Genomic DNA, 19405 nt, shown 5'->3' with positions numbered 1-19405 from the left:
CTCAGTCGCGCGGCAGCGTAGTCGCGCGGCGGCTCAGCCGTCGCGATCGATTTGTCGCAGCTCCGCGCCACCGGCCAGCACCACCTCGACCTCGCCCTGGCGCCGCTTGGCGGCGACGCCGTACAGGGCGACGCCCTGGGCTTCGGCGTACGCGCTGGCCGCCTCCCGTCCGGCGACGAACAGGCCGGTGGCCAACGCATCCGATTCGGTCGCCTGCGCGGTGACGACGGTCAAGGACTCCAGGTCGCCGGCCGGCATCCCGGTGCGAGGGTCGATGACGTGGCCATAGCGTTTGCCACGGTGATGAAAGAACTGCTTGCCCGGGCCACTGGTCGACATCGCCGCATCGCACAGCCGGATCTCTCCCAGCCGCTGCTTGGGAAGCTGGGGGTGCTGCAGCCCCACCAGCCAACCGCCGTCGGGATCGCTTTCGGGATCGGCGGAACCTCGAGCGGCGATGGTGCTGTTGCCGCCGTGGATGAGGAAATCGGTCACGTCCCGCTGCAGAAGATCCGCAGTGACCCGATCGATGGCGAACCCTTTGCCGATGGCGCCGAAATTAATTCGCGCCGATGGGCTGCCCAGGCGGACGCGGCGACGGTCGGCATCGATAGCGACCTGTCGCCAGCCGACCTCCGCCAGAGCCGCGGCAATCTCGTCGGCCTGCGGCTTGCGGCCACTGCGCGTGGTGAATCCCCAGGCATCGACCAGCGGCCCGGCGGTGATATCGAACGCCCCTTCGGTTTGCTGGGAAACGGCTGCGGCGCGCTTGAGCACTTCGATGACGTCCGCGTGCACCTCGCACGGCTCGCCGCCGGCCCGATTCAACCGCGACACGTCGCTGTCGATCCGATAGACACTCAGCCGAGCCTCGATCTCGGGGACCAGCCCGAGCGCATCGAGCGCCGAATCCAACTGGTGACCGCAGTCCGGCGGCAACAGCACCACAAAATCCGTGGCCATGGCTCGCACACGCACCTCGTGCAGGAAGCGAGGCGAAGCAGAGCCAGCCGGAGAAGAACGAGATTTCCGCATGTTTTTTTCAAGATTTGAGGTGCCCGCAGCCGTTAATACGGTGTCTGGATGGCGGGTGAATTATAGAAATCCGCGAGAGACGAAAAGTGCGGGTTGCAGATTTCGGCCGGATACAGCAAAATCTGGCCCTGCAACGTCACGGAGCGGTGGCTGAGTGGTCGAAAGCGCCGGTTTGCTAAATCGGTGAAGGGGTCAAACCCTTCCGCAGGTTCGAATCCTGTCCGCTCCGCTTTCAGATGCAGACCGGTTCGTCGCCCTGGGCGGCGAATCGCTAAGTGAAGTCGGAGGTGTAGCTCAGTCGGTAGAGCAACGGACTTTTAATCCGTAGGTCCTGGGTTCGAGCCCCAGCACCTTCACTTCATTTTTTTTCTTGCGTCCGCTGCTGCGGTGCCCGATCTTCTTTCTCGGGCCTTTGGGCTGGCTATAATAGGCCGTTTCCCGCCTCTCTGCCCGCCCCTTTTCCTGGTCTGGACGATGATACGATCTTTGTTGTTGGTTTGCGTACTTTGCGTGGCCCGCTCCGGTGCTCCTGCCTCGGCTCAGTGGCCCGACCGACATGGCCCCAAGCTCAACGGCCACGTTCCGGCCGAGCACGCCGAGGAATTGCCGCTGAGGTGGAGCGAGGAACAGAACGTCGCCTGGAAAGCTCCGCTGCACGACGAAGGCCACTCCTCGCCAGTGATCCTCGACGGCCGCATCTGGTTGACCGCGGCCAGCGCCGATGGCAAGCAGCAGTACGTCCTGTGCTTTGACGAACAGACCGGCGAAACGCTGCACGACGTGCTGTTGTTTGAAAACGAAACGGTCGAACCGCTCGGCGGTGCCGTCGGGTTCAACAACTACGCCGCACCGAGTTGCGTGCTGGCTCCCGGCGCGGTGTACGTTCACTTTGGCAGCTATGGCACGGCGCGACTGAATCCGGAAACGGCCGAGGTTGTGTGGCAGCGCCGCGACCTGCCCTGCCAGCACTTCCGCGGCCCGGGATCCTCGCCGGTCCTTTACGGCGACAAATTGATCCTGACCTTCGACGGCGTCGACCAACAGTACACCACCGCCCTGGACACCGAGACGGGGGAAACGCTGTGGCGGACCGATCGCAGCACCGACTACGGCGACTTGGGGCCCGATGGCAAACCCAAAAACGATGGCGACTACCGCAAGGCCTACTGCACGCCGGCCCTGGCACCGGTGGGCGACCGCATGCAATTGTTGTCGGTCGGGTCGCGAGCGATGCAGAGCTACGACGCGGACACGGGCGAAGAACTGTGGAAACTGCGTCACAGCAGCTACAACGCCGGCATCCGTCCGCTGTACCTGCCCGAGCACGACCTGGCCCTGATCAACACCGGCTCTCGCGGTGCCGAGCTGATCGCCGTGGAACTGGACTCGGCGACGCAAGGCGATATCACCGATAGCCGCGTGCGCTGGGTTCGCGAGAAACTGAATCCACGTTTCGCGATGCCGATTTATTCCGACGGCCTCATCTTTCAAGTCACCGACATGGGGGTGGCCTCCTGCATCGACGCCGAAACCGGCGATGAGCTGTGGAAGAAACGGATTCCGGGCGAGTACTTGGGTTCGCCCATCCTGGCTGGCGACCACCTGTACCTGTTCAGCAAGCAGGGCCGCGGAACCGTGCTGAGAATGGCCGATGAATTCGAGGAAGTTGCCGTCAATGAGGTCCCCGAGATGGGCACGACCGCCTGCCCGGCGGTTTCCGAGGGCGCGATTTTTGTCCGCGGCAAAACGCACCTCTACAAGATCGCCAACGCGGACCAATAAGCGACCAGGCGGCGGGTCCTGCGATTTCCCCAGGGCCCGCCACAAGGCGGCTGCGGACGGGTTTCAACCGCTAGCAAGACGGAGGGTTCTAAGGTATCATCCCGCACCATTAGGACATTCTCCCTTCGAATCGCATTTGGGACCTTTGTTTTCATGGCCGCACCTCGCAACATGGTCGTCGCACAAAGCGGCGGCCCCAGTCCCGTCATTAACAATACACTCCGCGGGATCATCGAGACCGCTCGGGACCTGCCGGAGATCGGAACCGTTTATGGGGCGCGACACGGCATTGAGGGCGTGCTGAAGGAGGAGCTGCTGGATCTGACGGCCCAGTCGGCCGAAGAAGTGGCGCTGTTGCGTTACACGCCGGCGGCCGGTTCGATCGGCACGTGCCGCTACAAATTGAAAGAAGGTCAGGACGAGGATTTCGACCGCGTCATCGAAGTCTTCAAAGCCCACAACGTCGGCTACTTTGTCTACATCGGCGGCAACGACTCGATGGACACCGCCAACAAGATCGCCCAACTGGCGCAGTCGCGCGGCTTGGATCTGGTCGGCATCGGCGGCCCCAAGACGATCGACAACGACGTCGGCGACAGCGAATTCAAGCTGATCGACCACACGCCGGGCTACGGTTCGACGGCCAAGTACTGGATGCACAACGTCCAGTACGCCAACGAAGAAAACGGCGGCTCCTGTCCGGCCGACCCGGTGCTGGTCTTGCAAGCGATGGGCCGGCGGATCGGGTTCATTCCCGCCGCGGCGCGTCTGGCCGACCCCAACCGGGAAATGCCCCTGCAGATCTATCTGGCCGAAAGCCCCTGCTCGCTGGAGCAGATGACCGACAACATCAACGACCAACTGAAACGCGATGGACGCTGCATCGTGGTGGTCAGCGAAGGCTTTGACGTCGGCTCGCTGGGCGAAGTCCGCGACTCCTTCGGACACGTCTCCTTCAGCGCCAGCCAGATGACCGTGGCGCAGAAAATCGTCAACCACCTGAACTCGGTCGGTTTGGCCGCCAAGGGTGCCGCCCGGGCCAACGTCGCCGGCACCGACCAACGTCACTCGATGGGCTACGCCTCCACGGTCGACCTGGAGGAATCCTACCACGCCGGCGAAATGGCTTGCCGCCTGGCCGCGGGTAACGAGTCGGGATACATGTCCACGATCCTCCGCAACGAGGGTCCCATCTACAGCGTTCGCTATGACAAGGTCCCGCTGTCGGAAGTGGCCAACAGCGAGCGTACGTTCCCCAAGGAGTGGATCACCGAAAACGGCTACGACGTCACCGACGAATTCGTCCGCTACGCCATGCCGCTGGTCGGCGAAGGCATGCTGAGCCTGCCGATGGTCGGTGGTCGCCAACGCATGACCCGTTTCGAAAAAATCTACGCCGATCAGAAACTGTCCAGCTACGTTCCCCAGGCCGACCGCGACAGCAAGTAAGCCCTTCGGGGGCGCACGCGCGGCGTACGGACATCCAACTCATTCTCAGCGACAATCAATCATGTACAGCATTGAACCCAAGCAAGAGTATTTCGTCGGGATCGATTCCGATGGCTGTGTCTTTGACACGATGGAACTGAAGCACAAAGAATGCTTCATTCCCAACATCATCAAGTACTACAACCTGCAGGCGATCAGCAAGTACGCTCGCGAAGCGGCCGAGTTCGTGAACCTGTACAGCAAGAGCCGCGGCATCAACCGCTTTCCGGCCCTGGTCGAAGCCCTGGAATGGCTGCAGAAGCGCCCCGAAGTGCAGGCTCGCGGTGTCGAGATCACGATCCCTCAGTCCCTGCGGCAGTGGATTGAAACCGAAACCAAGCTGGGCAACCCGGCGCTGAAAGCCAAAGTCGAAGAGACCGGCGACGAGGACCTCAAGCATGCCCTGGAGTGGTCCGAGCAGGTCAACCGGACGGTCAGCGAATTCGTCCACGACGTGCCGCCCTATCCGATGGTTCGCGAGTCGCTGCAGAAGCTCTCCGGCAAGGCCGACATGCTGGTCTGTAGCGCCACGCCCAACGAAGCCCTCAAGGCGGAATGGAGCGAACACGACCTGACGCAGTACGTGACCGAAATCTGCGGCCAGGAATCGGGCAGCAAAAAGGAAACCCTCTCCAACGCCAGCAAGTACGCGGCCGACCACAGCCTGATGATCGGCGACGCCCCGGGTGACTACAAAGCCGCAGTGGCCAACAACTGCCTGTTCTACCCCATCAATCCGGGCGAAGAAGAAGCCAGTTGGAAACGCTTTCACGACGAAGCGATCGATCGCTTCTTTGCGGGCACCTTTGCCGGCGAGTATCAACAAAAGCTGCTGGAAGAATTCGACAGCTACCTGCCAGAAAAACCCAAGTGGCCCGTTTCGGCCTAAGCACCTGACATACCTTTCTTTCCATACTGGGAAACCGCAGCAATGAGCGATTGTGATTTTGGCCTGATCGGTCTGGCCGTGATGGGCGAGAACCTGGCCTTGAACGTCGAAAGCCGAGGCTACAAGGTGGCCGTCTACAACCGCACCACCGAGAAAGTGGATGCGTTGATCGAGGGCCGCGCCGCCGGCAAGAACTTCGTCGGCTGTCACTCGATCGAAGACTTCGTCAAAGCCGTCAAGCGGCCGCGCAAATTGATGCTGCTCGTGAAAGCCGGTCCGGCTGTCGATGCGATCATCGATCAACTGATCCCCCTGTGCGAAGAAGGCGACATCATCATCGACGGTGGTAACACCTACTACGTCGACACCGAACGCCGCACCAAGAAGGTCGAAGACGCGGGACTGCTGTTCGTCGGTACGGGCGTCTCCGGTGGTGAAGAAGGCGCGCTGAAAGGACCCAGCCTGATGCCCGGCGGCAGCGAAGCTGCGTGGCCGCACATCAAGGAAATGTTCCAGTCGATCAGCGCCAAGGTCGGCCCCAACAACGATATTCCCTGCTGCGAATGGGTCGGTCCCCGCGGTGCCGGGCACTACGTCAAAATGGTGCACAACGGCATCGAGTACGGCGACATGCAGCTGATCTGCGAAGCCTACCAGTTGCTGAAAGAACTGGGCGGACTGAACAACGACGAATTGTACGACGTGTTCGACCAGTGGAACCGCGGCGAACTGCAAAGTTATCTGATCGAGATCAGTCGCGACATCTTCAGCGCCAAAGACGACCAGGGCGGGGACGCCTACCTGGTCGACCAGATCCTGGACGTCGCCGGTGCCAAGGGTACGGGCAAATGGATGAGCCAGTTGGCGCTGGACCTGGGTGTGCCCAGCACGCTGGTGACGACCGCCGTGTTCGCGCGTGGTTTGTCCGCTCAGAAAGAGGCTCGAGTCCGCGCCAGCAAGGTCTTGAACGGACCGGCCGAAGGCTCCAACCCCGAAATGGTCAGCGCCGCTCGCGGTCTGATCGGCGACCGCAAACAATTTATCGAAGCGGTCCGCCGGGCCTTGTACGCCTCGAAGATCGTCAGCTACGCCCAGGGCTTCGTCCAGTTGCAAGCCGCTTCGGCCGAACACAACTGGAACCTGGACTACGGCCAATCGGCCCTGCTGTGGCGCGGTGGCTGCATCATCCGCGCTCAGTTCCTGGACCGCATCAAGGAAGCCTTCGACGATCAACCCGATCTGGAAAACCTGTTGCTGTACCCGTACTTCGAGAAAGCCCTCGAAGAAGCTCAGGAAGCGTGGCGAGCGGTGGTGGCCGCGGCCAGCCTGCTGGGAATCCCGGTGCCGGCCTTCAGCACCGCCCTGAACTACTACGACGGCTACCGCTTGGCCCGCCTGCCAGCCAACCTGCTGCAGGCCCAGCGAGACTACTTCGGCGCCCACACCTACCAACGCGTGGACCGGGAAGGCGCCTTCCACAGCGAGTGGCTGGATCTCCGCAAAGACCCGAAATAGTTCGGCTGCCCCAGCCGAAAACCAGTAGAAATAGTAGCTCGGCTGTCCCAGCCGAGAGCCAGCAAACTTCCCAGCCACGAAGCTTTCCCGGGACTTACGCCGGGCGGTGTTTCGCGGCAGGAGGGAAGCGTTCGAGGATCCTCGCGTGGGACACACGAGCTACTTTTTGTCGCGTCGCGGCTGCACCCAAGGCCGTGACTGCGACTTTCTGTCCATTGACACCGGGGGCGGAAACGTCCACAATGCGGGCACTATTGAGACTCATTCTCAGTTAATGGACCCCCCACGCATGTCGCCCACCAGTTCTCTGGCCTCCGAGCCAGTCTCGCCTTCGGCCCCGGTCGTTTCGTCACAGCGTTTGTCGGCGGCGGATTGCGGCCAGTTTCAGATCACCGGCTTTGAACTGCCCTCCGATCAGGAGCATCGTCTGCGGACGATGGGTCTGTATGAAGGCCAGTCCTTGGAAGTGCTGCGCCGCAGCGATCCGGTGATTTTTAAAGTTGCTGGAGCGAGAATGGCCCTGGCGCGAGCGATCGCCGGCGGCGTCCACGTGGCGAGCGCAAACGGCGGCTGACCCCGTCCGAAGGCTCGATTCCAATCCCATTGTTCGAGACGCGCTCTGGCGTCCTCCGTTAGCAATCCCTTTTTGGCGTGCTATGAACTTGCCCATCGTCGACTCGGTCGAGCCCCAACGACCGACGGCTACGCTTCCGTCTTCACCCGCCAAGACGATTGCTCTGATTGGCAATCCCAATGTCGGCAAGACGTCGCTGTTTAATCGGTTGACGAATCTTCTGGCGAAGACGTCGAACTTTGCCGGCACGACGATCGAGCGACGGGTCGGTTCGCTGCGATTCTCGCGTTCCGCGGGGACGCCCCCCCAACCGCAGATCCGCGTCGTGGACCTGCCCGGCGTGTATTCGCTGGACGGAACGACACTGGAGGAAACGGTCACTCGCGAATACCTCGATGGCGTGCGCAGTGACGCCAAAATCCCGCTGCCCGATGCCCTGGTCGTGGTGGTGGATGCAACCAACCTGCAGCGCAGCCTGTTTATTTCGCGTCAGGCGTTGGAGCTGGGTAAACCCACGATTGTGGCGGTGAACCTGCACGACGTCGCCGCGCGTCGCGGAATCGAAATCGATTGCGAGGGGTTGTCGCGAGAACTGGGCTGTCCGGTGGTCGCCGTCTCGGCTCGCAGTGGCACCGGCATTGAACAGCTGGAGTCGTTGGTGTTGGACGCGACGGGCGAATCCGCCGCGACCGCCACGGTGCCGGAATGCTCCAGTTGTTCGGCCTGTCCGTATGCTCAGGGACACCAATGGGCCGCCTCGGTGGCCGCCGGGAACTCGCGGCGGCGGTTTGTGGCTTCGGCCGAATGGACCGACCGGCTGGACCGCTGGATGACCAATCCCTGGCTGGGTCCGGTCGCCTTCGTAGCGGTCATGCTGTTCCTGTTTTCGCTGGTGTTCTGGCTGGCTCAGTACCCCATGGAATGGCTCGACGGCGGCTTCGGCGGACTGGCCGAAGTGGTCGGTGGTGTGTTGCCCGAGGGCGACCTACAGAGTCTGGTGACCGACGGCGTGATCGCCGGCCTCGGCGGCGTCCTGGTCTTTCTGCCGCAGATCATGATCCTGTTCTTCGTGCTGACGTTGCTGGAAGACTCGGGTTACCTGTCGCGAGCGGTGGTGGTGGTGGACCGCTGGATGCGGCGAGTGGGCCTGCCGGGTCAAGCGTTCGTGCCGCTGTTGACGGCCCACGCCTGTGCGATCCCCGCGATCATGTCGACGCGCACGATCGCCGACCGCCGCGACCGCTTGGTGTCGATCATGGTGATTCCCTTGATGACCTGTTCGGCGCGTTTGCCGGTGTACACGATGATCGCCGCGATGCTGTTTCCCCAGCAAGCCTTGTACGCGGGGTTGATGTTCGCCGGAGCCTACTTCCTGGGCATGATCGCCGCGTTTCTGATGGCGCTGGTGTTCAAATGGTCGATCCTGCCCGGCCAGCCGGCGCCCTTGATCCTGGACCTGCCACCCTACCGCATGCCGTCGCTGGTCAATGCCCTGCGGACGGCTTGGGACCGGGGCTGGGCCTTCATCCGCGACGCCGGCACCATCATCCTGCTGATCTCGCTGGCGATCTGGGCCCTGTCGACGTATCCCAAGCCCTCCGAAGATCAATTGCTCAGCCAGATGGCGGCGGTGCAGGCCAGCGAGTCGGCCGTGACGCTTTCCAGCGACGCCGACATCGACCGGCTGCGCAGTCAACTGCAGCAGGAACATTCGGCCCTGGGGCGGATCGGCAAAGTCGTCCAGCCGGTGTTCGCGCCGCTGGGTTTCGACTGGAAGACCAGCGTCGGAGTGATGGCGTCCTTTGCCGCCCGCGAGGTGGTCGTTTCCACGCTGTCGATCCTCTACGGGATGGGCGAGGACCCGGGTGACGAGGAGATCGCTTCGCTGCACACGCGGCTGCGCACCGCCACCACGGCCGACGGCGTGCGGGTGTTCGACACCGCCACCAGCGTGGCCCTATTGGTCTTCTTCGTCTTGGCGATGCAGTGCTTGCCGACGCAGGCCGTCACGAAGAAGGAAACCGGTTCGTGGAAGTGGGCGGCGTTTCAGTTCGGTTATATGAGCGTGTTGGCCTATGTCGGAGCCTTTGCGGCTCGGCACCTGATCCTGGCACTGGGAATCGCCTGATTCGGTCTTGGCTCGGACTGGGGAATCCGCGTAAGCTGCGCTTTCTGAGGCACCTTTTCCGCCCCCCCAAAACCGTAAGAAGTTGAGCCAGTCAATGAGCAAGTCGGCACTGATCACCGGCATCACCGGCCAGGATGGTAGTTACCTAGCCGAACTGCTGCTGGAGAAAGGCTATACCGTCCACGGATTGGTTCGCCGCAGCAGCACGTTCTCCACTGAACGCATCGATCACATCTACCGTGATCCGCACGAAAAGACGCAGATGTACCTGCACTACGGCGACCTGACCGATGGCCAGGCGCTGACGAACCTGACCTTGGACGTCGAACCGGACGAGATCTACAACCTGGGGGCGCAGAGTCACGTCCGCGTCTCCTTCGACCAACCGGTCTACACCCTGCAGACCGTGGGCGTCGGGGCCCTGAACGTGCTCGAGGCCGCACGCTTGCTGAACAAACGCAAGCCGGTCCGCGTGTACCAGGCGTCCAGCAGCGAGATGTTTGGCGACGTGATAGAAACGCCGCAGAAGGAAACCACGCCCTTCAGACCCCAGTCGCCGTATGCCTGCGCAAAGGTGTACGCGTTTCACCAGACGATTAATTATCGCGAAAGCTACGATCTGTTCGCCTGCAACGGCATCCTGTTCAACCACGAATCCGAACGCCGCGGCGAGACCTTCGTCACCCGCAAGATCACGCGGGCCGCGGGCCGGATCAAAATGGGCCTGCAGAAAAAGCTGTACCTCGGAAACCTGGACGCCAAACGCGACTGGGGCTACGCCAAGGATTACGTCAAAGCCATGTGGTTGATCCTCCAGCAGGAACAGCCCGAGGATTTTGTGATCGCCACCGGCGAAACGCAGACCGTGCGTTCGTTCCTGGAACTGGTTTTCCAGCAGCTGGATCTGGATTACCGCGACTACGTCGAAATCGATCCGCGATACTTTCGTCCGGCCGAAGTGGAACTGCTGCTGGGCGATCCCAGCAAAGCCAAAGAGAAGCTGGGCTGGACGGCCGAGACAGACCTCCGCGAGCTGGCTCGGATCATGACCGAGCACGACCTGGAACTGGCCCGCCGCGAAGCCCACGCCGAGAACTACGTCACCAGCAAATAACGCCGGCTTGGATACCAGAGTAGCTCGGCTGTCCCAGCCGAGTTTCCTCGCGTGGGACACACGAGCTAAGCACGTCGCAAGATGTTTTTAGGTATTACTCTCCCTCTGGGAGAGTCGGGCTCTCAGGCCCGGAGAGGGCCCACACGAAGACCCTCCCCGGGCCTAAGAGCCCGACCCTCCCGCTGCGCGGGAGGGTGTTGTCGTAGGGTTATACCGAAATACTCATGCCGACGTGCTTACTTTGTGCGACTTCTATCGCTCGATAGCTAGTCCAGGCCGAGCCATCTAAGATAGAGCGTTTCCGATCTCGCTCTATTTCTGTCCTGGGTTGCCGATGCGGCTTCGCTGTCCCGAATGCCAACACCGCTTTCGCATTCCGGCTGCCAAGCCCGGTCGCTACCAGCCGCGTTGCAAGCGGTGCGGACGGCGGTTTCGGCTGACGATCGATGCCGGCGACCCACCGCGGGTGCAGGTCTCGCGGATTGCGCCCAGCGAATCGCATGACCAGCCCGAGCACACGATCGCCGCCGACGCGGCCATCGCGGCCGAGCGTCCTCCGCACGCCACCCCTCCGCCGGTCGCTTCTTCAATCCCCGAAGAACCGCCCGCGGGCGAACCCGTCCCCACGCCGGCCGACAACGCGGTGGAGACGCCAAAGCACCTGGGCGGCTATCGCGTGGTGCGACTGATCGGCATGGGATCGATGGGCGCGGTCTACGAAGCTCGTCAGTTGTCGCTGGACCGGACGGTGGCGCTGAAGACGATCCTGCCGCGCTGGAGCGATCAACCTTCCTCGATGGCTCGCTTTACGCGCGAAGCCTACGCCGCGGCCCAACTGGCGCATCCCAACGTCGTGCGAATCTACGACTTCGGTTTCACCGACGGCCGGTATTATTTTTCCATGGAGTGGGTTCGCGGCGGGTCGTTGGCCGATGCGGTCCGCCGCTCCGGGCCCATGGCCCCCTTGGTTGCCGCCGGTTATATCCTGCAGGCCGCTCGCGGATTGCAGTACGCCCATCGCATGGGCATGATCCATCGCGACGTCAAACCGGCCAACCTCCTGCTCGACGACGACGGCACGGTCAAGGTCGCGGACTTGGGACTCGTCAAGTTGCCCGACCAGAACGATTTCTCCGGGGCCGAAGAGGGCTTCCCGGACGCGGCCGGCAGCGACAGCGTGACCGAAGTGACCATCGCGGGCAGCACGGTCGGGACGCCCTCCTACATGCCGCCCGAACAGGCCGTCGACGCGGCCTCGGTGGATCACCGGGCGGACATCTATTCTCTGGGTTGCTCGCTGTACCATCTGCTGGCCGGCAAGCCACCGTTCGGCGGCGCGGACGTCTCGCGGGTGCTCGCCCAGCATCGCAACGCAACGCCCGTCCCGCTGTCGCGTATCCGCGCCGACATCGACGAGGCGCTGGGACGCATCGTCGGGCGAGCCATGGCTCGGCGCGTCGAGGATCGGTACGAGAACCTGGGCCAGATGATCGACGAACTGCAAACCTATCTGGGCGTCGCGGGCGATTCGCCCCTGGCCGACGCCGGCGCACAAGCCGGACGCCTGAAGGCGGCGATGGAACAGTTCGAAGCAGCGCCGCAGGCCGCTTACCAAACGCCCGCCCTGGCCGCCTTTTGGACCGCCGCCCTGGTCCTACCGATTCTGTCGGCCTTGTTGGACGTCACCTGGTTGCTGCTGTTGCCGGCTTGGGTGATGGGTTTGGCCGGCGGGTACCTGGTTCCGGCCACCTGGTTTGGTAACAGCCCCTTGCAGCGTCACCTTCATCAATGGGTTCGCCTACGGCCCTGGCAGTCCTGGGCCGTCGCGGCGACGTTGGTGTTGGTGTGGGGCGTCGGTGTGGTGCTGATGGGATGGTCGGTTGCGGCAGTCGCCCTCGCGTTTTTCGGTACAGCCTGCGGTGCGGGACTCTGGGCGAGCCTCCAGTGGCGCTTGTCCGCGGTGCGGAGGGAAGCGATGAAATCGGCCGAACGGGTTCTGCGAGAGATGCGGATCGGAGGCGTCGACGAGATCCGGCTGCGTGAATTCATCGCCGGACATGGCGGCCGGCATTGGCAGGCGTTCTTCGAAGCCCTGTTCGGCTACGAAGCCCTCGAGCGGGAACGCGAGCGACTGGCACAGCGAAAACAGCCGACGACCGATCCGCTGGCCGGGCGGATCCGCGCGGCCGTCATCCGCTGGCTGCAGCGACGGATCGAAGCGGCCCGGCTGGCCGAAGACCGCAAGAAACTGGCCCGCGTCGAACAACAGGGACTGCGTGCCACTGGCATGAACGACGCGCAGGCCGAAGCCGAAGCGTGGCGGCGGGCCGCCGCGGTGATCGAAGCTTCGCGATCGGCCATGGCCGAAGCCGGCCAGGACGAGGGACGTCCCGGCGAGAGTCCGCTGGCGGCGATCGATGCCAAGGCCACCGCCGCCCTGAAGCGAGCTCGCATCAAAGCCATGTTGGCCGACGCCCGCAGCGGTGCGGCGACGGCGGCCGCCTCTCAGCCGGCCGGCCCCCCTGCTCCGCCCGCCCGCCTGCTCGGCCCCACCCCGCGACTGGTCGTCGGGGCCGTGCTGTTGCTGCTGTTCGGCGTCTGGGCGCACCACAACCGATTGTTCGGCGTTCGCGGCGCCCGGCTGGTGCTTCACAGCGTCGAGGAAGCACTGCCCGAACACCTGTCCGATCCGCAGCCCGGCGAAGACGCCCCCGAACCAACCGCTGCACCCGAGAACGGCGCTGCACCCGAGAACGCCGGCGAGTCCGAGACCACGGCGTCATCGGACGCCGCTGCGGCGATCGAAGCCGGCACGGTGGAGGCCGACGGACCGCCGCCGCCCACCTACCGGCCGCTGCCGCTGGTCGGCCGCTGGTTGGACGGGGTCCCGTTGCTGGTCGCCGGACTGTTGTTGGTGTTGTCCGCCGGGGTATCGAGCTGGCGCATGAGTCTGTTTGCGTATCCGGTGGCCGCCATCGCCCTGTGGGGTGCGATGCTGGGGATTCCGGCTGCCGGACCGTTGTCGGCGCAGTCGCTCAGTTTTGTTGTCGCCGGCGTGCTGTTCGTCGTCGGCGTGTTCGCCTCGCACGACCCGGCGGCGGACACGTTTTAATAATTCATCTCGACCAACGGCCGCGTGCTCTGCGCTGGCGACTACTGCTCGACGGCGGTGGTCGCGTCCTCGGGTTTGGCGGTTCGGCGGCGGGCTCGCTTGCGATTGGGCTTGGCGATCCACTCCTTGGTCAAGGCCTCGAAGACCTGCGGGGATTCGTAGCGGACGATGTTTTTGTTTTCCGGCATGGGGCCGACAAGTCCGCGAAAGATCGGCAGACCGCGAAGCGCCAGATCGGTGCTGCAGTCGTCGATGCCGATCTGCATGTGAGTCTTCAGCAGCGGTTCGACGTTGGGGTAGTCGCGGATCTGCAAGGAACCGTCTTCGGCGCGGGTGACGACGCGGAAGGTATCTTTCTTGGCCATGGTACCTCCAGGATGGATTGGGGTGCGCCCGCTGCGAGGGCAGGCACAGGGCGAGGACAGGCATCAGGCATCTTCGACGCGACCACAACAATCGGTCTTCACGGATTGCGGAGGGAGGTCGCCCGGTGCCAACTGGAACCAGGGCAGGCGACCGGCAAGTGAGTCCCGTTGCAGGCAGGACGTGGCCGCGTCGAAAATGCTCGATGGGGGAAGGCCGAGGCGGCTTTCTAAGAAGTCTTTTCGACACGCCGCGGTCAGAAAGCAACAAAAGAGTTGTCGCGCCGCACGTTGGACACATCGGGCAGAAACGGTGCAAGCGTTACCGTGATAACGCTTGGCACCACCCCGCCCGGGCAACTAGCGCAGGGTATCGCGTTCGATCACCTGTCGGGCTTCGCCCTTGCCGATCAGAACCAAGGCGTTCTGCTGCGGCCGGCCGGCGGTCTCGGCCACCCGATCAAAGGGAACCGCATAGCAGGCGTACGCCCCGGTGCTGCTATCGAGCACGTAGACGACCGCCCCGGAGCTGATCGGTTGATTCGAAGCCCCGGGAAAATCCGCAAAGCCGGTCACCATCAGGTACCCACCGCCTTTGCCGCCGCCGGGCAGAACCTCTTTGACGTTGGCGGCAAAACTGGCCCCGAAGCGCCCCATCCGCGGATACAGCACGTGGCACTGCAACAGGCCCGTGTCATGGTCGAGCATGAAGAAGCCCTCGGAGCTCTTGCCGACCGAACCGGTCGCGACCGAGAAACTATCGCCCGTCGCGCTAGCCGTGGCATCGAGCGGCAAGGCGGGGAAGTCTATCGTGGGCGTTGCCGCGGGAAGGCCGTACCGCCCCGCCAGGAAGGCCAGCCCCAACAGGCTGGAAACCCCCAACATCGTAAGGGCGATGCGGGTTCGGGACAGACGCGGTCGTGGGACGCTACTCATGCGCGACACTCCTGTTCATGCGGTGTGCAGGGTCAAAGGAAAAAGGTTCAGCGTTACCTCCGATTGTACGCAATCGTAACGAACTTTACGATTGTGGCTCGAGAGAACTTCATCCATTTGCATCCAGCGACAAGGGAATCTCCATGGGCATCAACGCTCCGCTCAACCGTAAACTCCGCATGGGCCTGGTCGGCGGTGGCCAGGGGTCGTTCATCGGTCGCGTGCATTCGATCGCCGCCTGCCTGGACAATCGTGCGGAATTGGTCGCCGGGGCGCTGTCCAGTAACCCCGAGCGGTCCAAAGCCTCCGCGCCGGACTACGACATCGACCAACAGCGGGCCTACGGTTCCTACGAAGAGATGTTCGAGGCCGAAAGCAAGTTGTCCGACGATGCCCGGATCGACTTTGTCAGTGTGACCACCCCCAACCACACGCACTACGCGATCGCCAAAGCCGCGGTCGAAGCTGGTTTCAACGTGATCTGCGACAAACCGATGACGTTCGATCTGCAGCAAGCCGAAGACCTGCTGAAAACCGTCGAAGCCTCCGACGTCGTCTTTGCGGTCTCGCACAACTACACCGGGTACCCGCTGGTACGGCAAGCCCGCGAGATGATCCTCGGCGGCGAACTGGGCGAGATCCAAGCGATCCGTACCCAGTACATCCAGGGCTGGCTGCGCGACCGCCTGGAAGCCGAAGAGCAGAAGCAGGCGTCGTGGCGAACCGACCCCAGCAAAAGCGGCGCGGCCGGCGCCTTCGGCGATATCGCTACCCACGCCTATAACCTCGGCCGCTACATGACCGGATTGCTGCCCGATCAGGTCAGCTGTCACCTGCGGACGTTTGTCGAAGGACGCCAACTGGATGACTACGGCACGGCCGTGATCCGGTACGAAAACGGCGGACTGGGAACCGTGACCGCTTCGCAGATCAGTCACGGCCGCGAAAACGATGTGCTGATCGAAATCGACGGCACCAAGGGATCGCTGCAGTGGCGCCAGGAAAACCCCAACGAGATGATCGTTCGGCAAAACGGCCAGCCTCACAAGATCTACACTCGCGATCCCGGGGCCAGCTACACCAATGCCGCCGGAGCCGCCGCCTGCCGGTTGCCGGCCGGACATCCCGAAGCGTTCTTCGAGGCCTTCGCCAACGTCTACGTCGCTGCCTACGATGCCATGGTCGAGCGTGCCGAGGGCGGCTCGCCGCAGCAACGCGACACGGTCTATCCCAACATCTACGATGGCGTCGAAGGGATGTACTTCATCCAACAGTGCGTCCAGAGCAGCAAGCAGGACGCGACCTGGTTGCCCCTGAAACATCAGGCGGCTCGCCGATAACGCTATGTCCCCCTCGGAATCGTCCCCCGCTGAAGCGTCCCCGTCTGAATCGTCCCTCGCCGGCGAGGCTGCGAACGTCCCGCCGGGATCGGTGGCCGCGATCCTGCCGGCGGCGGGCCAGAGTCGGCGTTTTGCCGAGCGCGGCGAGAAAAAGATTTTCGTTTCGCTGGCCGGCAAACCCGTCTGGAGGCACGCCGCCGAAACCCTGCGGTCTTGCCCCGCGATCGGACCGATCATCCTGGCCGTCGCCGATTCCGACCGGCCCCGATGGCAGCAGTGCGAGGCCGAACTGCGGCGGCTGGACATCACGCTGTGCAGCGGCGGCGCGGCCCGCAGCGACAGCGTGAACAACGGCCTTCAACTGGTCGGCGAAGCGGCGTTGGTGGCGATTCATGATGCCGCGCGCCCTCTGCTGCCGCCCGAAGATTTGCAAAACGTCGTTGCCGCGGCCCAGCGGTCCGGAGCAGCCCTGCTGGCCACGCCGGTGCGCGCGACGCTGAAGAAAGCCGACGACGATCTGTCGGCCTGCCACACCGTGGACCGGCGGCGGGTCTGGGAAGCCTTGACGCCCCAGGTCTTCCGAACCTCCGTGCTCCGCAACGCCTATGCTCGCTGGCAAGGCCGGCCCGCCACCGACGACGCGGAACTGGTCGAACGCAGCGGCCACGCCGTGCAGATCGTCCCGGGGTCGGCGATCAATCTGAAAATCACGCTTCCCGAAGATTTGGATATTGCCGCCGCCCTGCTGAACGCTTGAAGCAAACTCCGCGATACAGGACAATAGCTCGCCGCCCTGCGGCCCGTTTCCGATCAGCCACCCCAGACAACTCTTACCCTTCTCAGGCCAACCGGGTCTCGAACCGTTCGACAGAGGAATGATGCATGAATGAGGCGGATGGCGGAACGACGCGCAGGAAATGGCAGGAGAACCACGGCAACGTTCTGGCGATCTTCCTGGGAATTGTCCTGATCCTGGGCGCGCTGTTGGTCGTTTACCGCCAGAACCGAGCCCACAAAAGGCACTCGCCTCCCGACGTTCCACCCCGCGTCTACGCCCCGGCGCCCCCATCCCCCGCGGACGCGGATTCGCCCGCGGACGCGGATTCGCCCGCAGACGCAGATTCGCCTGGGGACGCGGATTCCCCTGCGGACGCGGATTCGCCCGCGGACGCGGCGTCGATGGGTGCAGCCGAATCCGCCGGCTCGCCGGACGCCCCGGCCGGGCGAGCCGACGAGGATGCGACTCCGACGCCCGTTGATCCCGAAACACCGGCCGGCTCCGCACCGGAGCCGCCTTCGGAATCGGCATCGAATCTCCAGCGGCCGAACGCAGACCAGCTCCAGGACGATTCTTGATCGATGTGGTTTGAACCGTTTTCCATCGTGCTGGCCCTGCTGCCACTGGCCTCTTACCTGCTGCTGCTGGGCGCGATCCGGCTGTTCTCCCAGCCCCTGGTGACCAGTGGCGGCCGCGACTTGGCGGCCCTCTCGGTGGCCCTGGTCGGATGGGTGGCGATCGGTCCGATGGAATTATTTTTTCCCGGCGCGGCGGCTGCCACGTTGGGCCCCTACGTCTGGCTGTGCCTGCTGCTGTTCTTTATCCTGTCCGTGACGCTGGTGATCCTTTCGTTGCCGCCGCGTTTGGTGATCTATGGCGCGTCGGCTCCGGAGGTGCTGGATCCCCTGCTCGAAGCGGCTCGGCGACTGGATCCCGCCAGCCAGCTGGATCGCGGCGAACGCCAGGTGTGGATGCCCACGTTAAAGATTCGTCTGCGAGTCGACGGACACCACAACTTTGACATCTCGCAGATCGCCGCTTTTGAACAGCATTTGAATCCGGCCTTCTGGCGGCAGCTGCTCGGTGGCTTGCGGCACGAAATCCGCTCCGCGCCCACGGCCTCGCGCTGGGGAGGCCTGGGAATGTTGGCGTTCGGAATGTTGTTTTTGGGCGGCGTGCTGTTGGTTGTCTGGCTGCAGCCCGGGGAACTAGCCGCCGGGTTCCGCCAGTGGCTGTGGCGCTAGGCTTCCTTTTGGAGTAGCTGATCTCGCCAGAGATTGGACCGAAGCGGCCAGCAGATCCAAAGTCTGGCGACTTCAGCTACGCCCAGACCTTAAGATCAGCCGTCTTGTCGCAGTTGCCGCGCCGCATCGCGTGCAAAATAGGTCAACACGCCGTCCGCGCCGGCACGCTTGAACGCCAGCAGACTCTCCATCATCACGGCCGTGCGATCGAGCCAGCCCTGCTCGGCGGCCGCGGCCAGCATCGCGTACTCGCCGCTGACCTGGTAGGCGTAGGTCGGCACGGCAAAGCGTTCTTTGACTCGCCGGACCACATCCAGGTAGGGCATGCCCGGTTTGACCATCACGCTATCGGCGCCTTCGCGAAGATCCAGCGCCACCTCGTGCAGGGCCTCGTCGGTCGCCGCCGGATCCTGCTGGTAGGTCTTCTTGTCGCCGCCGCCCAGGTTCCCCGATGACCCTACGGCATCGCGAAACGGGCCATAGAACGCGCTGGCGTACTTGGCGGCATAGGACATGATCTGCACATCTTCGAAACCGTGGCCATCGAGCGCCTTTCGGATCGCCCCGATTCGGCCGTCCATCATGTCACTCGGCGCGATGATGTCACAGCCGGCCTCGGCCTGCACGATCGCCTGTTGACACAGGACCTGGACGGTTGCGTCATTGACGACGTATCCGCCGCGGACCAGTCCATCCTGGCCGTGGCTGCTGTAGGGATCCAGGGCCACGTCACAGACGACGCCCACGCTCTGGCCAACCTCCTGTTTGACCGCACGCACGCTGCGGCAAACCAGGTTGTCGGGATTGACCGCTTCGGCCGCATCCTCGGTCTTCAATTCCGCCGCGGTCGCCGGGAACAGGGCCACCGCCGGAATCCCCAATTCCGCCGCCTCGGCAACCGCTCGCCGCAGCGAATCGCTGCCCAGCCGATGCACGCCCGGCATGCTGGGAATCGCTTCGTCGCGATCCCCCTCCACCACGAACAGCGGCCAGATCAGATCGTCAACCGACAGATAGGTTTCGCGAACCAGCCGCCGCGACCAGTCATGTCGTCGCAGCCGACGCAGCCGCACAGCGGGATAGCTCCCACGGGGCGAATCAAACATCA

The 19405-nt window shown here is 63.6% G+C and carries 16 protein-coding genes and 2 tRNA genes; 14 read left to right on the top strand and 4 right to left on the bottom strand.

Annotation, left to right across the window (positions count from 1 at the left end):
• Positions 1 to 33 precede the first annotated feature (33 nt).
• Positions 34 to 1035, bottom strand: coding sequence for an FAD:protein FMN transferase (locus tag GE027_RS10440; protein WP_237607448.1), 1002 nt, complete (start codon positions 1033 to 1035; stop codon positions 34 to 36).
• A 140-nt stretch (positions 1036 to 1175) separates the two neighbouring features.
• Here GE027_RS10440 and GE027_RS10435 point away from each other — a divergent pair.
• From GE027_RS10435 to GE027_RS10390, 10 genes are all read left to right on the top strand, one after another.
• Positions 1176 to 1264: transfer RNA gene (locus GE027_RS10435), tRNA-Ser, on the top strand.
• Positions 1265 to 1318: 54 nt separating this feature from the next.
• Positions 1319 to 1391 (top strand) — tRNA-Lys (locus tag GE027_RS10430).
• A gap of 118 nt (positions 1392 to 1509) precedes the next feature.
• A complete protein-coding gene (locus tag GE027_RS10425; protein ID WP_153557132.1) occupies positions 1510 to 2817 on the top strand; it encodes a PQQ-binding-like beta-propeller repeat protein in 1308 nt (435 codons plus the stop codon).
• Between the two features lie 153 nt (positions 2818 to 2970).
• A complete protein-coding gene (locus tag GE027_RS10420; protein WP_153557131.1) occupies positions 2971 to 4266 on the top strand; it encodes a diphosphate--fructose-6-phosphate 1-phosphotransferase in 1296 nt (431 codons plus the stop codon).
• A gap of 61 nt (positions 4267 to 4327) precedes the next feature.
• Positions 4328 to 5194 carry an HAD family hydrolase gene (locus GE027_RS10415; RefSeq protein WP_153557130.1) on the top strand — a complete coding sequence of 289 codons (867 nt, stop codon included), beginning with the start codon at positions 4328 to 4330 and terminating at the stop codon, positions 5192 to 5194.
• 42 nt (positions 5195 to 5236) lie between these two features.
• A complete protein-coding gene (gene gnd, locus GE027_RS10410) occupies positions 5237 to 6709 on the top strand; it encodes a decarboxylating NADP(+)-dependent phosphogluconate dehydrogenase (RefSeq protein WP_153557129.1) in 1473 nt (490 codons plus the stop codon).
• Positions 6710 to 6998: 289 nt separating this feature from the next.
• Positions 6999 to 7283 carry a FeoA family protein gene (locus GE027_RS10405; protein WP_162006669.1) on the top strand — a complete coding sequence of 95 codons (285 nt, stop codon included), beginning with the start codon at positions 6999 to 7001 and terminating at the stop codon, positions 7281 to 7283.
• A gap of 82 nt (positions 7284 to 7365) precedes the next feature.
• A complete protein-coding gene (gene feoB, locus GE027_RS10400) occupies positions 7366 to 9411 on the top strand; it encodes a ferrous iron transport protein B (RefSeq protein WP_153557127.1) in 2046 nt (681 codons plus the stop codon).
• Between the two features lie 94 nt (positions 9412 to 9505).
• On the top strand, positions 9506 to 10525 hold the full coding sequence (gene gmd, locus GE027_RS10395; RefSeq protein ID WP_153557126.1) for a GDP-mannose 4,6-dehydratase: 1020 nt from the start codon (positions 9506 to 9508) through the stop codon (positions 10523 to 10525).
• A 334-nt stretch (positions 10526 to 10859) separates the two neighbouring features.
• Positions 10860 to 13637: a protein kinase domain-containing protein gene (locus tag GE027_RS10390; protein WP_153557125.1), complete on the top strand. Its 2778-nt coding sequence runs from the start codon at positions 10860 to 10862 to the stop codon at positions 13635 to 13637.
• A 41-nt stretch (positions 13638 to 13678) separates the two neighbouring features.
• Here GE027_RS10390 and GE027_RS10385 read toward each other — a convergent pair whose 3' ends face one another.
• Positions 13679 to 14002 carry a hypothetical protein gene (locus GE027_RS10385; protein WP_153557124.1) on the bottom strand — a complete coding sequence of 108 codons (324 nt, stop codon included), beginning with the start codon at positions 14000 to 14002 and terminating at the stop codon, positions 13679 to 13681.
• A 357-nt stretch (positions 14003 to 14359) separates the two neighbouring features.
• A complete protein-coding gene (locus tag GE027_RS10380; RefSeq protein ID WP_153557123.1) occupies positions 14360 to 14935 on the bottom strand; it encodes a hypothetical protein in 576 nt (191 codons plus the stop codon).
• 143 nt (positions 14936 to 15078) lie between these two features.
• On the opposite strand from GE027_RS10380, the gene GE027_RS10375 reads away from it, so the two are divergent.
• From GE027_RS10375 to GE027_RS10360, 4 genes are all read left to right on the top strand, one after another.
• On the top strand, positions 15079 to 16275 hold the full coding sequence (locus GE027_RS10375; RefSeq protein WP_237607447.1) for a Gfo/Idh/MocA family protein: 1197 nt from the start codon (positions 15079 to 15081) through the stop codon (positions 16273 to 16275).
• Between the two features lie 4 nt (positions 16276 to 16279).
• The gene (gene ispD, locus GE027_RS10370) at positions 16280 to 17032 is read left to right on the top strand and encodes a 2-C-methyl-D-erythritol 4-phosphate cytidylyltransferase (RefSeq protein ID WP_153557122.1); all 753 of its coding nucleotides are present in this window, start codon (positions 16280 to 16282) and stop codon (positions 17030 to 17032) included.
• Positions 17033 to 17157: 125 nt separating this feature from the next.
• On the top strand, positions 17158 to 17631 hold the full coding sequence (locus tag GE027_RS10365; RefSeq protein ID WP_153557121.1) for a hypothetical protein: 474 nt from the start codon (positions 17158 to 17160) through the stop codon (positions 17629 to 17631).
• A gap of 3 nt (positions 17632 to 17634) precedes the next feature.
• Positions 17635 to 18297, top strand: a complete 663-nt coding sequence (locus GE027_RS10360) for a hypothetical protein (RefSeq protein ID WP_153557120.1) — start codon at positions 17635 to 17637, stop codon at positions 18295 to 18297.
• A 95-nt stretch (positions 18298 to 18392) separates the two neighbouring features.
• Here GE027_RS10360 and hemB read toward each other — a convergent pair whose 3' ends face one another.
• On the bottom strand, positions 18393 to 19403 hold the full coding sequence (gene hemB, locus GE027_RS10355; RefSeq protein WP_153557119.1) for a porphobilinogen synthase: 1011 nt from the start codon (positions 19401 to 19403) through the stop codon (positions 18393 to 18395).
• Positions 19404 to 19405 lie beyond the last annotated feature (2 nt).

This window comes from Roseimaritima sediminicola, from assembly GCF_009618275.1.
Classification (GTDB): domain Bacteria; phylum Planctomycetota; class Planctomycetia; order Pirellulales; family Pirellulaceae; genus Roseimaritima; species Roseimaritima sediminicola.
The sequence above is the reverse complement of the archived record's forward strand: the minus strand, read 5'-3'. Positions and strand labels throughout refer to the sequence as shown.